The following is a 13,743-nucleotide window of genomic DNA, read 5'->3' as shown; positions in this document are numbered from 1 at the left end:
GCGGCGGTGGGGGTTTCAGCGACGGCTTGATGGACCACCTGCTCAACCCGGCACCTCCACGCGTGGTTCTGGTGCTGAAGGGGCTCGACGAGGTGCGCGGCGAAGACCGCGTCTCCGTGCGGACCCTGCTGGACGGTCTGGCCTCGACCGCGGTTCCGGCTCGACCACCGTTCGGGCGACCGCGTGCCGCCCTGGATCACGCCCTGATCCGCGGCACTCCTACGAGCGGGCGTCGATCACGAGCCCGCTCGAGAGAAGTTCTCACGAAAGCGTGAACCAGCCGCCTACCTCTCGTGCGCCAGCACCAGCTGCCCACGTGCGGCCGTGAGCAACGTGCGTGCTTCCTGGATCTCCACGTACTTCAGGTGCTCACAAGCAGCTTCCGCACAAGCCAGCGCGTGCTGCAGGGCGATGTTGTCGTCCACGGGTCCTGCGTCCCGCAGCGCGTCACGCAGGGATTCCTCCGCGCGCCGTGCCCCGACCACCGGGTCGCCGAGTGCGGCCGGTCTCACCGAAGCGAGAACCTGCTCGACGGCCAGTTCAAGCACGCCGGTTGGGTTCCGCGTGCTCACGGCTGAGCTCATCTGGTACGCCACCTCCAAAACGTTCGTCGTCCGCCGTCGGGTGACGGCCTCACAGTACTCCGCAGGTGCGTGACCTGCCGTTACGCAAAAGTTTCATCTTTCCCGGCTGCGCAGGGGACGGGTGATGTCCCGGACGCGTGGAAAGAGATCGTCCAATGCCACGGGCAGGGGAATTCTCCAGTTCGGGTGCTCGTCGATCGTGCCCGGCACGTTGGGCTGCCGGGTTTCCCGCAGAGCGTCCTGAGGTGAAGTCAGGACCAACGCGCAGGGTGCCTGCGCCAGCAACTCGTGGGCGCCGGCCACTCGATCATTGGGATCGATGCCTTCCTGGCGCATCAGCTCGTCGAAGTCGGGGCCGTCCGAGCCCGCGAAGAACGTCGCGGCCGTCGGGAGGTCGTGCGTGGAGATGCTGGCCATCTGGTTCGGGTTCCACTGCGACGGCGGGATCAGCGGGTGGCCCTCGGCGTAGTAGTCGCGCTGGAAGTAGAGAACAGCGCTGGTCAGCATGCCGTTCTCCTGCAACGTCTTGGTGACGACCGGCTCGACCGTGCCGAGGTCCTCGCCGACCACGACGGCACCCGCGCGGTAGGCCTCCAGCGCGAGCACGCCGAGCATCGCGTCGGCGTCGTAGTAGACGTAGGTGCCGCGCGACGGCGGCTCGCCCGGCGGGATCCACCAGAGCCGCCACAGCCCGGCGACGTGGTCGATGCGGATGCCGTCGGCGTGCTTCAGGACGCTGCGCAGGACCTGGCGGAACGGGCGGTAGCCGGTCTCGGCGAGCTTGTCCGGGCGCCACGGCGGCAGGCCCCAGCCCTGGCCGTCGGCGCTGAACGCGTCCGGCGGCGCACCGACCGTGACGTCGATGGCGAAGACGTCCGGGTCCGCGAACGTGTCCGCGCCGCCCGGCGAGACGCCCACCGGCAGGTCGTGGATGACGCCGATGGCCATGCCGGCTTCGTGCGCGGCGAGCCGCACGTCCTGCAGCTGACGGGTGCAGAGGTGCTGCAGCCAGGCGTGGAAGGCGACTCGGTCCGCCGGAGCCTCCGCCTTCGCGGGCCACTCGCGCCAGTCCTTGCCGTGGATCTCGGCCAATGCGCAGTACGTGGCGAACGCCTTGAGATCGTCGTCCATCTCGACGTCGCCGCCGGGGAACAGCAGCTCGAGCGCCTGCCTCTTGGCGTCCCAGATCGCGTCGTAGTCGATCAGGTCCTCGTTCGGCGGCCTCAGGTCGCGGATCAGCTGCCGGGTGCGCGGGCAGGCCTGCAGGAACTCCGCGGTGTCGGTGATCCGCAGGTACAGCGGGTTCGCGAACCGGCGGCTAGTCGGCGAGTACGGCGAGCGCTCGACCGGGTGCGTGAGCGACGGGGCCTGCACGGGGTTGACCAGCACCACGCCCGCGTCCAGCTCCAGCGAAGAACGACGCGCGATCGTGGCGAGGTCGGCGAAGTCGCCCATCCCCCACGAGTCCTTCGAACGGGCGGCGTAGAGCTGCAGCATCCAGCCCCAGGTGTGCGGGACGTCCGGCAACTTCCTGGGCGCGACGGCCAGCGTGATCGTCTGCTTGTCCGTGACGATCCGGTGCCAGCCCAGCGGCAACGAGTCCGGCAGGTGGCGCTCGACCTGGAGCGTGCCGCCGTCTTCGAGGTGAACTGTGGCCGGCCCGCGCAGGTCGTACGTCTCGTACTCGCGGATCACGATCGTCGGAGGAAGCGCGCGCTCTCGTCTGAGTTGCTCGATCTTGGCCAGCTCACGGGCGATCGAGTCCTCAGTGGACGCATCGACGCCGAACTGGGCGAGGATCTTGACGACGACCTCGGTGTCGACCACGACCTCTTGCTGGTCCGCGTTCTCGTACCGAGTGGCAACGCCCCAGGCGTCCGCCAGCCGCGCCACCGACTCCTCCACAACTACAAGCTATGTCACAGCTCGAAGCTTATTACCAGAGCAAATGGTCCCTGGTCACCCGAAGGGTGCAGGCCGGTCGAGACACCCACCCACAGTGCATTTGATTAAACATCCGATGCTTCTGCCGGAATCGACACCACAGCCTCGACCTCGACCAGGAATTCCGGCCCGAACAACGCCGCCACCTGAACCAACGTGCTCGCCGGGTTGTGCACTTCTCCCAGCGCGGGCCGCAGAATCTCGTCGCGGACATCACGAATGGTCTGAACCTCCGACGCATCAAGCACATACCAGGTGAACTTGATGACATCCGACCAGTCGGCGCCGATGTTTTGGATCACGTGATGAAGATTGCTCAACGCCTGCCTGGTCTGCGCGCCCAGGTCGTCGACCCCGACCGCGCACCCCTTGGCGTCGATCGCGACCTGACCGGAGACGAAGGCGAGCTTCCCGGTGACCGTCACGGCGTGGGCGTAGCCGGGGGTGTTCGGCAGCGCGGGCAGTTCGGTCAAACGCTCTTCGGCGGGCATGCACTCACAGTACTTTCCCGCCGTGCGCATCTTCCTGTGGCTGCTCGGCGGTGTGGCGGCGGTGCTGCTGGTGTGGCTGTTCGCGGCCTGGAACATCGCGTTCTCTGGGGCCAGGAGAGATGCGGTCAGCCAAATCCAGGACATCACCCCGGCGCTGCGAGCGGCTGCCGCGGACGGTTCTCTGACGCCGGAGGAGATCAGCGCGATCGGCACGTTCGAGGTCAGCCGGGAGGACGGCGAGGTCCGGCTCCGTGTGCACACCCACGCGGAACGGTCGTGGTGGATGCCGCTCGCCAGTGGCACCGCGACCTCGGACCGGCGGGCCAGTTGGGTGGTCAACGGCGCCTACGTGACCATTTATCCGGGAGACTGAGCAGGTGGAACGCATCGGTTTGCAAGCTGCGTTTCGTCAGCTCGCGGGGCCGCTCGAGTTCCTGACGACCAGCCGCACCAGGTGATCGGCCGGCTCGATCTCCCCGCCCCGGATCAACGTGAACAGGTCCGCGACCGCCCGCTCCCCCTGCTCCTTCGCCGCACCCTCGACCGCGGTCAGCCCGACCACGCGGGTGAGCTCCTGCCCGTCCAGCGACACGATCGACACCTCGTCCGGCACCGCGCGCCCGTCCCGCTGCATGCGCAGGTAGATGCCCAACGCAGCCGCGCCGTTCGAGCTGATCACGGCGGTGGGCAGGCGTTCGCCGTCCAGCAGCACGTCGACCACCTGCTCGCCGCCGTCGACGGTCGGCGAACACCAGACCGTCCACTCCGGACGGACTTCCAGCCCGGCGGCCACCAGGATCTCGTCGTACGCCTCGTCCTCACCGTCCGACAGGACCAGAGCCACGTCGCGGTGCCCGAGAGCCAGCAGGTGCTCCAGGGCCGTCCGCAGCGCGTGCCGGAGATCGGCGTCGTCGATCGTGACGTGGGGAACTTCGAGAGAGGCCAGGGCGACCTGTTCGGACTCTGTCAAAGACATGGACAGAAGAAGCACTCCGTCCACCCGGCGCCCCAGCGGCAGCTCGTCGAAGAACTTCGCACGCGACGCGACATCCCCGAGCACGTAGAGCAGCACGTCGTACCCGGCCTGCCGCAGCGCGCCCTCCGCACCGGCCAGCACCGGGCTGACCTCGGACGTCAGCACCGCGATCGCATAACGGCGGCCTCCGGCCAACGAGGACGCGTCGCGCGCGATGGCGTACTTCATCTGCCGCGCGATCTCGCTCACGTGCTGCCTGGTCGCCTCGGACACGCCCGGTTCGCCGCGCAGGGCCCGCGATACGGTCGCAGCGGACACCCCTGCAGCCTTGGCCACATCGGACATGCTGGTCACGGCACCGAGCGTATTGGAGATCCATGAAGCCCGGCGACCTCGCCCCCGACTTCTCCCTGCCCGACCAGGACGGCACCGAGCGCAAGCTGTCCGAACTGCTCGCCAGCGGCCCGGTCGTGCTCTTCTTCTACCCCGCCGCGATGACGGCCGGCTGCACCGCGCAGAGCTGCCACTTCCGCGACCTCGCCGCCGAGTTCACCGAAGCAGGTGCCCAGCGGGTCGGCATCTCGACGGACGACGTGGCGAAGCAGAAGCAGTTCGCGGAGCTGAACAACTTCGACTACCCGCTGCTGTCCGACGTCGACGGCGAGGTCGCGGAGCAGTTCGGCGTGAAGCGGCGGTTCGGGCCGATCCCGGTCAAGCGGCACACGTTCGTCATCGACACCGACCGCGAGGTCATCGAGGTGATCAAGAGCGAGTTCTCGATGAACGCCCACGCGGACAAGGCACTCGCGGCGCTCCGGCAACTGTCTACTGATCGGTGATCGTCAGCACGCCGTAGGGCCCGGAAGCCTTGCCCTCGCGGACAGTCGTGCCGTCGACCGTTCGGACTTCGTACTTGCCGTGCACCTCGGCGCCGTCCGCACCGGCCACCACCACGAGCATCACCGGCCTGGTCGCGGCGTCGGCCGGCACCTCGACGGTCTTCGTCCACGGCAGCGGCACGCTCGCCTGGTTGAACACGGACGCGCCGACGGTCGCGGTGATGTTGAAGGCCGTACCGGTGCCCGCCACCTCGAACACCACGACACGAGTGGCAGGCGGTTCAGACGTCACCGGAGGTTCCGACGTCACCGGAGGCTCCGACGAGGTCAGCTTGCCCTCCGGGTGGGTGAGGGTTTGCCGCAGCTGGTTCTCGACGTACTTGCCGAACGTGAGCGCGCCACCCACCAGCACCACGACGACCAGCAACATCACCCACGGCCATTTCGGCGACTTGGGCGGCTCGTACAACGGCGGCGCGATGCCGAACTCGATCGGTTCCCGCGACATGAAGACCCCCTCACCAGGAAGTTCGGCCTCGCACCGCCCGTTGTTACCGGACCGCAGAGATCAACGCCCGCGCCAGGTGAGCGCGAGACCGAGCCTCACGCCGACAGGCCCGCCAGCACGAAGTCGGCGATCTCCCCGGCCAGCACGGGAGGCGGCTTCGGACCGTCCGGCCGGTACCACATGGGCAGCTGGTTCACGACGCCCACCGCGATCCGCACCACCGTGTCCGCGGGCACCGACGAGCTGAACGAGCCGTCCGCCTGCCCCTTCTCGATCACCGCGAGGAACGTCTCGTGGTACCGGCGGCGCTCGGCGCGGAACTCGGTCATCCGGTCCTCGCCGAGCCGGTGCAGCTCCCGCACGAACACCGCGGTCTCGTCGACCCGTTCGGCCGTCGAGACCACCAGTGAGCACAGGATCTCCCGGACGGTCTCGGAGGACGACAGCCCGAGGCCGATGATCCGGTCCATGTCGGCGGACTGGGACGTGATCAGCAGCCGGTAGATCTCGAAGAGCAGGTCGTCCTTGGCGCGGAAGTAGTGGTACAGCGCGCCTTTCGTCACCTCCGCGGCCGTGACGATCTCCTGCACCGAGGTCGCGTCGTAGCCCTGCGACGCGAACAGGCGCACGGCCGCGTCGATGATCTTCTGCTCGGTCGCGCCGGGCATCGCTAGGCCTTGGGTGCCAGCGCGCGCACCTGTTCGACCTGGTCACCACCGGTCGGGAGCAGCGCGATGATCGGGGTGTCGACGCCCGCGGTCTGGTACTCGGCGACGCGTGCCCGGCACTGGTCCAGCGAACCGTGCACGACCAGCGCGTCCACGACCTCGTCCGGGATGGACTTCGACGCGGCCTTGCGGTCGCCGGCGGCCCACGCCTCGTGCATCGGGCGCAGCGCCTCACCGCGGCCCAGCCAGTCGTGGAACGCCGCGTACGCGGGCACGGTCAGATAGGTGCTGATCAGCATGCGGCCCAGCGCCCGTGCGGCGTCGGCGTCCTCGGTCGGGCACACGAAGATCCGCGCGGCCAGTTCGGCGTCACCGAGTTCCGAGCGGACCTGCGCCACGTCCTCGGCGGCCAGCCAGTTCGTGATCGCGCCGTCTGCCTCGCGCGCGGCCAGGCGCAGCATGTTCGGCCGCAGCGCGGCCAGCATGATCGGCACCTTCTCGGCCGGTGGGCGCTCCAGCTTGAAGCCAGACACCTTGAACGTGTCGTACTCGGCGGTGACCTTCTCCCCCGCCAGCGCCGCCTTGAGGAAGCGCAGCGTGTCGCGGGTCCGCTTGAACGGCTCCTCGAACGGGATGGCGTTCCAGCGCTGCACGATCGCGGGCGACGACGAGCCGATGCCCAGCACGAACCGGCCGCCGGTCACCTCGGCCATCGTCGCCGCGCTCATCGCCAGCGTCGCCGGGCCGCGCGTGTAGACCGGCACGATCGCCGGGCCGAACCGCAGCTCGGAGGACCACTGCGCGGCCAGCGCGAGCGGCGTGAACGCGTCCGTGCCGGTCGTCTCGGCCGACCACACGTCGGTGTAGCCGAGCCCGGCGAGCTCGGACACCAGCGCGCGGTGCTCCAGCACCGGCACGCCGAGCAGCGGCAGCGTGATTCCCCAACGAGCCATGAACGCCTCCAAGTCAGCGACCTGCAGGCCACCCTACCGACCGGTCGGTATGCCTACAACTTCCTGGCGAAAGTGAGCCCGTCCGCAATCGGCACCAGCACGGACTCCACCCGCGGGTCACGCTGCACGAACTGGTTGAACGCGTCGATCGCCGCGGCGTTGCCCTCCGGCTGCTCCGAGGCCGCCTCGCCGTAGTAGAGCGTGTTGTCCGCGAGCAGCAGACCGCCCTGACGCACGCGTGGCACCAACAGTTCCCAGTAGTGGACGTAGCCGACCTTGTCCGCGTCGATGAACACCAGGTCGATGACCGGCTCTTCCGGCAGCTCGGCCAGCGTCTGCGCGGCCGCTCCGAGGCGCAGGTCGATCTTGTCGCGCACGCCCGCGGCCACCCACGCCTCCTCGGCGATCGTGGTCCACTCGACCGAGATGTCGCAGGTGATGATCCTGCCGTGCGGGGGAAGCGCCTGCGCGAACGCGAGCGTGGAGTACCCGGTGTACGTGCCGACCTCGACGATCGTCTGCGCGCCGGTGAGCTTGACCAGCAGGGACAGCAGAACGGCCTGCTCGTGCGGGATCTGCATCTCCGCCGAGTCGCCGAGCTCCAGCGTCCTCGCGATCAGCTTCTCCTGCACCGCGGTGGGCTGGCCTGCCTGCCTGCGCACGTACTGGTAGATCTGCGGGGTCATGACCACGGTCTTGAAGTCGTTCACGCGCGGCCTTCCTTCATAGTCGAGTGGCGAACGCCCTGAGTGTTTCGGTGTCCTCGGGCCGCAGCGGGTGTTTCGCGAGGTCGTGGCCGATCGCGGACAGCACGGCGGCGCGGTGTGCGCGGTAGCGGCTCACGCACACGTTCTCCCTGCTGACGAGGAAGAACTCGTCGAACCGGGCGCGCTCGGCGTCGGTGGTGGCCACGCGCGTACGCCCCGACTCGCGCAGCAGCGAGTTGCCGCCGGGCACGAGTCTGCGCATGACCTCCATGTGTGCCAACAGGTTCGCCTTGCTCGCGATGGAAACGGGTGCGGCCGCCACGGGCCCCAGTGCGGTACGGGCCCGGCGCAGCAGGCCGGGCAGCTGCTCGTAGTCACGAGCCCACCGCCCGCTGAACGCCGGGTCGAACGCCATCATCATCGGCCGGATGACGTCCTCGTACACCTCACGGGAACAACTGCCCGAATAGGCAAGCATGACCGAGTACGCGTCATATCCAAGCGCAGTGAGGCGGACTAGTTGCGAATCAGGCTCGCGTATCAACCGATCGAGTGAAGCCGAAAGAAACCTCCAGACCAGAAATGCGCCGTGATGCCCGAGAAACCACCGGTGGACGGCTCGATCGACCGGATCCTCCGGCGTGCCGATGTCGATTGGAATCTGATAGCAGCCGGTCGTGCACGGAATCAATTCCGCACCCGGCATCGGCATGCGCAGCACCGGCAGATCGACCCAGGTGTGACCCCAGGCGGGCAGGCAGACGGGGGCGCTCATCGCACACCCTCCACTTCGGACACGATGGTGTCGAGGAGGTCCGCGGTGGCGCCGAGCGCGGTGTCGAGTGGCCGGTCCTCCACGATCGGCGGCACTTCGCCGGCGATCCTGTCGAACACCTCCCTGAGCTTCGGGGCCTGCGGGCGGCGCGCGCCGACGTGCACCGCCTGGCGCAGCCCGATCGCGAGCCCGGCGTGCAGGTAGCGCAGCAGTCCGGCCTGGTCGAGTGCGGTGAATGCGGCCTGGGTGCCGAACGGGACGACGTCCTGGTTGTGCAGGTTCGTCGGCAGGCTCTGCACCGAGGCGGGCGCGGCGGCGCGGCGCATCGCCGCCACCGTCGCCGTCGTGCACAGCTGGACACCCTGCAGCGCGTGGTGTTTCCCGGGCTGCGGGCTGAGCATCGGCGGCAACCCGTTGGTGCGCTGGGGATCCACCAGGAGGTCGAGCTGGCGTTCGGCCAGGTTGCCCAGCTGCACCAGGGCGACGTTGAGCTGGTCGGCCGCGAAGGCGCTGGGCTGACCGAAGAAGTTGCCGCCGTGCACGACCTCCTTGGTCTCCGGGAAGAACAACGGGTTGTCGCTCACGCCGTTGAGGTCGCGCCGCACCACCACTTCCGCGTGCCGCACGCTCGTGCCGGCCGCGCCGATCAGCTGGGGTGCGCAGCGGATGCTGTAGGCCTCCTGCAGCGGGCGTTCACCGGACGGCCGGCTGCCTTCGAGCCAGGTCCTGATGGCGGCGCCGGTGTCCGCGACGTCCGGGTGGCCGAACGCGGCGAGCAGCTCGACCGAGGTGAACTCGCGGCCGCAGCCGAGGATGTCGGTCATCAGGGCGGACAGCAGCTCCGCGGTCCGGTGCGAGCGGTTCGCCTGTGCGACAGCGAGTCCGAGTGCGGCGGCGGTCACCGAAATGCCGTTCACCAGCGCGAGCGCGTCGCGTCCGTCGAGTTCCAGCTTCCGGAGTCCGGCTTCGGCGAGCGCTTGTTCCGCAGGCATGAGCTGACCGCGGAAAAACGCATTCCCGTTGCCGCGCAACGCATGCGCGACGTAGGCCAGCGGCTGGAGGTCACCGCTGGCGCCGACCGAGCCGAGCCGGGGCACGGCGGGGGCGAACTCGGTGCCCAGCATGGCGATCAACGCTTCGACGACGTGCTCCGACACTCCGGATCGCCCTTGCGCCAACGAGAACAGCCGCGCCAGCACGGCCGCGCGGGCGATCGCCGGCGGCATCAGCCCGCCGTGCCCGACGATGTGGTGGAGGATCGTGTTGTCGCTCTGACCGGCGCCGTCCGCGCGGCCCGCGAACTCGACCAGCGGGCCGAAACCCGTTGTGACACCGTAGATCGCGCGTCCGGAACCGCTGACGTCGAGCACGAACTCCCGGCAGTGCGTTATCCGTGTTCTCACGTCACCGGGAAGTTCGACGGGCAACGGATTTCGCGCGAGTTCGAGGTGGGCGGGTTCGAGTGCCGCTGCCAAGTTCACGGCAGCGGACGATGTTCCGACAGGCACGACGCCTCCTGTGGACGACGATTCGGGGAGCCTCTCGCGACGATCCCCGTTGACCTGTCGGCGAGGAAGGGCCTAAACGCTCTACACGAACAAATATCAGCCGTCTGCGGGCGTGAGGAGTCCGCCAGAACGGTGATCGAACTCTCCGCTCACGATTCGGGCCAAAAGACCGGCCGACTGCTCCACCGGGGTGAACCTGCCGTTGTCGCGCTGAGATCTCGCCCACGTTGCGATGCGCTGCTCGTGCGGGTTGCCGGAGTCCAGCGCGCAGCCGCGGCCCATCAGGCCGACGTCGACCATGCCGGGGTCGTAGCTCAGCACCGCGATCGGCCGTCGTTTCAGCTCGATCGCGACGTTCTCGGTCAGCTTGATCACGGCGGCCTTCGACACCGAGTACGCCGTGACGTAAGGCCAGCGGTGCACACCGGCGTTGCTGACCACGTTGATGATCCGCCCGCTCGTCATGGTGCGAATCGCGGCGTTCATGGCTGCCGCGGTGCCGCGCAGGTTGACCTCGAACGTGCGCCACCAGTCGTCCTCGTCGACCTGCCACGTGGGCCCGACCGGTCCGCCGAGCGCGCCGTTGTTGACCAGCACGTCAAGATTGCCGAGGCCCTCGATGAGCTTCGGTGTCGCGTGCGGGTCCGCGAGGTCGGCGACGTGCGTCTCGACGTCGACGCCCTTGGCTTTCAGCTCTGTTCCGGCGGCGTCGAGCGCCTTCTCGTCGCGGCCGGTGATGACGAGCTGATGTCCTTGCGCGCCAAGGACTTCACTGAAGGCCCTGCCGAGCTCCTTCGCGCCTCCGGTGATCAGGACTCGCACCGTGGATCCTTCTGGGGGTCCTTGAGCAACCGGCGCAGGATCTTGCCGGAGACCGACCTGGGTATCTCTTCCACGAACTCAACCTGGCGCACCTTCTTGAAAGGCGCCACCTCCGCCGCCACGAACGCGATGAGCTCCTCGGCCGTGACGTCGCCTTGCGTCACCACGAAGGCCTTGGGCACCTCGCCGTTAGCCCGATCGGGCGCACCGACGACGGCCGCGTCCTTGATCGCGGGATGCCTGCGCAACAACGCTTCCAGCTCGGCGGGCGCGACCTGGTAACCCTTGTACTTGATCATTTCCTTGACGCGGTCGACGACGTAGAACCGGCCGTTGTGGACACGCACGAGATCACCTGTCCTGAGCCAACCGTCCACGAAGGCCTGTCGGGTGGCTTCCTCGTCGTTCAGGTAGCCGTCCATGACCTGCGGGCCGCGGATGAGCATCTCGCCTTGTTCCGTGATCCGCGCTTCGGTGCCCGGACTGAGCACGCCGACGCTCTGCGGGTCGGTGTCCGTGTCGTCGTCGAACGTCTGGTGCGTGCCACCTGCTTCGGTCAAGCCGTAGCCCTGCCGGACGGGCGCGTTGAGTTTCCGTTCGGCTTGTCGTCTTGTCGTTTCGTCGAGCGGGGCGGCGCCGCAGAGCACGAGCTTGAGGTGTTGCGGCGGTGGTGTTCCTTCGTGGTCCGCGATGGCGGCTGCCAGTGGTGGCACTAGGAACGCGCGGGTGACCTTGTGCTCGTTGAGGCGTCGTAAGTACGTGCCCGGGTCGCTGCGCGGCATGGTGATGAGCGTGGCGCCGCCGAGGAGGCCGGAGTTGAGAATGATCGCGAAGCCGTAGATGTGGAAGAACGGCAGGTTCGCGGCGAGCACGTCCGTCTCGTCGATGCGCCAGCCTTGGCGTTGCTGCTCGAGGTTGGCGACGAGAGCCCGGTGGCTGAGCTTGACTGCCTTGGTGATTCCCGTGGTGCCACTGGAGAAGAGGACGGCGGCGGTCTGTGCCGGGTCGGTTCGCGGGAGCTGCGCCGTGTCGTCTCGCGGCAGGTCGTCGAGGTCGAGCGTGTTGCGCACGTTCGCGAGGGTCTTGAGTCGCTCGATCTCTTGTGGCGTGAGGAGCGGGTTGATGAGCACGGCCGCCGCTCCCGCGGCCATGATCGCGTGCAATCCGACGGCGTACCTCGGCCGGTTCACGCTCGCGATCGCGATCGTGTCGCCGGGCTTGATCCCTTGGGCGACAAGGCCTCTGGCGGTCTTGTCGGCGTCGTTTTTGAGCTCGGCGTAGGTGAGTGCCTCACCCGTGACGGCGTCTTTGAGCGCGACCTTGTCGTCGCTGCGCCTGAGAACGTGTGCGGGGACCGTGGTCGCAGGGACGGCCACCGCGGGCAGGGGGCTGCGGTAGATCACTTGCTCGGCTCCGGGTTCCACGCCGCCAGTTCTTGGCGGCGTGGCCGGAGATTACTACTACAGCGAGACTCCGCGGTCCGCCAACCAGCCCACCGGGTTGATCTTCTGCGAGCCACCGATCCACACCTCGAAGTGCAGGTGCGGCCCAGTCGACTGGCCGCGGTTGCCGATCGTCGCGATCTGCTGCCCTGCCTTGACCTTCGCACCCTGCGGCACGTCGATGGTGTTCATGTGCCCGTAAACGGTGATCGTGCCGTCCTCGTGCTGGATCCGCACCCACAGCCCGAACCCGGACGCGGGCCCGGCCTCGATGACCGTGCCGTCCATGGCCGCCACGATGGGCGTGCCGATGGCGTTGGCGATGTCGACACCCATGTGACTGGTGCCCCACCGCGCGCCGAAGCCGGACGTGAACGTCCCCTGCGCGGGCCTGACGCACTTCGGGCGCTTGGCGTCTTCCTCGGCCTTGATGCGGGCCTGCTCGGCCTTGGCCGCTTCCTCGCGCTTGGTGAAGCCGTCCTGCGCCGTCCTGAGCGCCTCGCGGACGTGGTACTGCACCTGGATCTGCTCGGCCTGCAACAGCTTGCGCGTCTCGGCAGTGGTGTCCAGCGAGTGGATCGTGGTGATGTCCTGCTGCGGCTGTCCGGTCATCACCGCCGCGAGGTCCTTCGTCGCGGCCACGGGGATGATCCGGTCCACAGGCGTGACCGTGGCCATCGCCTGGGTGAAGCCGGCGCCGGCCAGTGCGCCCGCGGCCACCACAGCCGCAACGGCCTTCTTGCGGTCCAGGTCGACTCTGGCGATGACGTCCACCAGGTGGCCCTTCGCTCGATGCCGTGCCAAGACTTGCCTCCATGCACTCGGGGGAGTCCGGTAACCGCTCTCGTGCGTTTCGGGCTGGGGGCCTTGGCGCGGCCTGGCTTCGGGGGCCTGGCTTGGTGTCGCAGGGCCTTTGACGGCTCGCTCGGCTTCGGGGGCCTTGCGCCTTCGGGGGCCTTGAGGCTTCGGGGGCCTTGAGGCTTCGAGGCTCGGCACCGTTCAGGCTTCGGGGGCCTGGCCGGTGCTGGGCGTCTCAGCCCTGCGGTGGGCTCTCTCGGGTCCGCCGGCGGGATTCGGGGGCCTGCCGACGGGCTCTGCGGAGCCCTGGTCGGACTGGACCGTTTCGGGGTTGGTCCGTGTCCTCGCGGTTATCGAACTGTGACATGCGGCAGGGAACGTAACCTCGCGTCACCGCGCCGGGCAAGCCATGTGGGCGTTTAGGTGACGAGGCCCACGGTTGGTTACGGTGCGTGGCGATGCGGTTGAGTGGTTGGTTAACGCCCTTTAGACCAATCCTGGTCTTGGTGTTTGTACTGGTCAGTCGCTTTATCGAGAAAGGCTTCGGGGCGGGTTTGCGGGCTGGGTCACGCTGGCGGGTGGTTACGAGGGGTGGCTGGGGCCGGTGGCGCCTGCGCGGTGGTCGGCTTGCTTGCACCGGTGGTCGTTCGGCCGGGCGCTGACGCGCCGTGCGATGGTCGGCTTGCGAGGGCTGGTCGCGTTCCAGCGGAGGGGTCGCCTGCCGTGCG

Annotated in this window: 16 protein-coding genes; 3 read left to right on the top strand and 13 right to left on the bottom strand. The window is 68.4% G+C overall.

Features of this window, described 5'->3' with window-relative positions; translation table 11 throughout:
* Positions 1 to 29: 29 nt before the first annotated feature.
* Positions 30 to 275, top strand: coding sequence for a hypothetical protein (locus UK23_RS34505; RefSeq protein WP_045315926.1), 246 nt, complete (start codon positions 30 to 32; stop codon positions 273 to 275).
* 9 nt (positions 276 to 284) lie between these two features.
* On the opposite strand, the gene UK23_RS34500 is transcribed toward UK23_RS34505, so the two are convergent.
* The 3 genes from UK23_RS34500 to UK23_RS34490 all read right to left on the bottom strand — a co-directional run bounded on the left by UK23_RS34500 (position 285) and on the right by UK23_RS34490 (position 3,019).
* Positions 285 to 584, bottom strand: coding sequence for a hypothetical protein (locus UK23_RS34500; protein ID WP_045315941.1), 300 nt, complete (start codon positions 582 to 584; stop codon positions 285 to 287).
* A 93-nt stretch (positions 585 to 677) separates the two neighbouring features.
* Positions 678 to 2,489, bottom strand: coding sequence for a 4-alpha-glucanotransferase (locus UK23_RS34495; RefSeq protein WP_045315925.1), 1,812 nt, complete (start codon positions 2,487 to 2,489; stop codon positions 678 to 680).
* Between the two features lie 104 nt (positions 2,490 to 2,593).
* A complete protein-coding gene (locus tag UK23_RS34490) occupies positions 2,594 to 3,019 on the bottom strand; it encodes a RidA family protein (protein WP_045315924.1) in 426 nt (141 codons plus the stop codon).
* A 22-nt stretch (positions 3,020 to 3,041) separates the two neighbouring features.
* On the opposite strand from UK23_RS34490, the gene UK23_RS34485 reads away from it, so the two are divergent.
* Entirely contained in the window at positions 3,042 to 3,392 is a 351-nt protein-coding gene (locus UK23_RS34485; protein WP_156213599.1) for a hypothetical protein, read from the top strand.
* A 36-nt stretch (positions 3,393 to 3,428) separates the two neighbouring features.
* Here UK23_RS34485 and UK23_RS34480 read toward each other — a convergent pair whose 3' ends face one another.
* Complete coding sequence (locus tag UK23_RS34480) at positions 3,429 to 4,340, bottom strand: LacI family DNA-binding transcriptional regulator (RefSeq protein ID WP_045315940.1); 912 nt, start codon at positions 4,338 to 4,340, stop codon at positions 3,429 to 3,431.
* A gap of 32 nt (positions 4,341 to 4,372) precedes the next feature.
* Here UK23_RS34480 and UK23_RS34475 point away from each other — a divergent pair, with 32 nt between their 5' ends.
* Positions 4,373 to 4,834, top strand: a complete 462-nt coding sequence (locus UK23_RS34475; protein ID WP_045315922.1) for a peroxiredoxin — start codon at positions 4,373 to 4,375, stop codon at positions 4,832 to 4,834.
* Here the strand turns inward: UK23_RS34475 and UK23_RS34470 are convergent.
* From UK23_RS34470 to UK23_RS34430, 9 genes are all read right to left on the bottom strand, one after another.
* Positions 4,821 to 5,342 (bottom strand): hypothetical protein, encoded by a 522-nt coding sequence (locus UK23_RS34470; protein ID WP_045315921.1) that lies wholly within the window; start codon positions 5,340 to 5,342, stop codon positions 4,821 to 4,823. The genes UK23_RS34475 and UK23_RS34470 overlap by 14 nt on opposite strands.
* A gap of 95 nt (positions 5,343 to 5,437) precedes the next feature.
* On the bottom strand, positions 5,438 to 6,010 hold the full coding sequence (locus tag UK23_RS34465) for a TetR/AcrR family transcriptional regulator (RefSeq protein ID WP_045315920.1): 573 nt from the start codon (positions 6,008 to 6,010) through the stop codon (positions 5,438 to 5,440).
* A 2-nt stretch (positions 6,011 to 6,012) separates the two neighbouring features.
* Complete coding sequence (locus tag UK23_RS34460; protein ID WP_045315939.1) at positions 6,013 to 6,963, bottom strand: LLM class F420-dependent oxidoreductase; 951 nt, start codon at positions 6,961 to 6,963, stop codon at positions 6,013 to 6,015.
* A 53-nt stretch (positions 6,964 to 7,016) separates the two neighbouring features.
* The gene (locus UK23_RS34455; RefSeq protein ID WP_045315919.1) at positions 7,017 to 7,673 is read right to left on the bottom strand and encodes an O-methyltransferase; all 657 of its coding nucleotides are present in this window, start codon (positions 7,671 to 7,673) and stop codon (positions 7,017 to 7,019) included.
* Positions 7,674 to 7,686: 13 nt separating this feature from the next.
* Entirely contained in the window at positions 7,687 to 8,148 is a 462-nt protein-coding gene (locus UK23_RS49230; protein ID WP_156213598.1) for a hypothetical protein, read from the bottom strand.
* 293 nt (positions 8,149 to 8,441) lie between these two features.
* Complete coding sequence (locus UK23_RS34445) at positions 8,442 to 9,926, bottom strand: HAL/PAL/TAL family ammonia-lyase (protein ID WP_045315918.1); 1,485 nt, start codon at positions 9,924 to 9,926, stop codon at positions 8,442 to 8,444.
* Between the two features lie 123 nt (positions 9,927 to 10,049).
* Complete coding sequence (locus UK23_RS34440; protein WP_045315917.1) at positions 10,050 to 10,775, bottom strand: SDR family NAD(P)-dependent oxidoreductase; 726 nt, start codon at positions 10,773 to 10,775, stop codon at positions 10,050 to 10,052.
* On the bottom strand, positions 10,763 to 12,178 hold the full coding sequence (locus tag UK23_RS34435; RefSeq protein ID WP_045315916.1) for an AMP-binding protein: 1,416 nt from the start codon (positions 12,176 to 12,178) through the stop codon (positions 10,763 to 10,765). The genes UK23_RS34440 and UK23_RS34435 overlap by 13 nt, the downstream gene beginning before the upstream one ends.
* 57 nt (positions 12,179 to 12,235) lie before the next feature.
* The gene (locus tag UK23_RS34430; RefSeq protein WP_231114813.1) at positions 12,236 to 13,021 is read right to left on the bottom strand and encodes a M23 family metallopeptidase; all 786 of its coding nucleotides are present in this window, start codon (positions 13,019 to 13,021) and stop codon (positions 12,236 to 12,238) included.
* Positions 13,022 to 13,743 lie beyond the last annotated feature (722 nt).

The organism is Lentzea aerocolonigenes (assembly GCF_000955955.1).
GTDB lineage: Bacteria > Actinomycetota > Actinomycetes > Mycobacteriales > Pseudonocardiaceae > Lentzea > Lentzea aerocolonigenes_A.
The sequence above is the reverse complement of the archived record's forward strand: the minus strand, read 5'-3'. Positions and strand labels throughout refer to the sequence as shown.

Bases quoted from the DNA above. Each gene is read 5' to 3' on its own strand.
- UK23_RS34505 (WP_045315926.1), top strand. From the start codon at position 30: ATGGACCACCTGCTCAACCCGGCACCTCCACGCGTGGTTCTGGTGCTG.
- UK23_RS34500 (WP_045315941.1), bottom strand. From the start codon at position 584: ATGAGCTCAGCCGTGAGCACGCGGAACCCAACCGGCGTGCTTGAACTG.
- UK23_RS34490 (WP_045315924.1), bottom strand. From the start codon at position 3,019: ATGCCCGCCGAAGAGCGTTTGACCGAACTGCCCGCGCTGCCGAACACC.
- UK23_RS34480 (WP_045315940.1), bottom strand. From the start codon at position 4,340: ATGTCCGATGTGGCCAAGGCTGCAGGGGTGTCCGCTGCGACCGTATCG.
- UK23_RS34475 (WP_045315922.1), top strand. From the start codon at position 4,373: ATGAAGCCCGGCGACCTCGCCCCCGACTTCTCCCTGCCCGACCAGGAC.
- UK23_RS34470 (WP_045315921.1), bottom strand. From the start codon at position 5,342: ATGTCGCGGGAACCGATCGAGTTCGGCATCGCGCCGCCGTTGTACGAG.
- UK23_RS34465 (WP_045315920.1), bottom strand. From the start codon at position 6,010: ATGCCCGGCGCGACCGAGCAGAAGATCATCGACGCGGCCGTGCGCCTG.
- UK23_RS34460 (WP_045315939.1), bottom strand. From the start codon at position 6,963: ATGGCTCGTTGGGGAATCACGCTGCCGCTGCTCGGCGTGCCGGTGCTG.
- UK23_RS49230 (WP_156213598.1), bottom strand. From the start codon at position 8,148: ATGCTTGCCTATTCGGGCAGTTGTTCCCGTGAGGTGTACGAGGACGTC.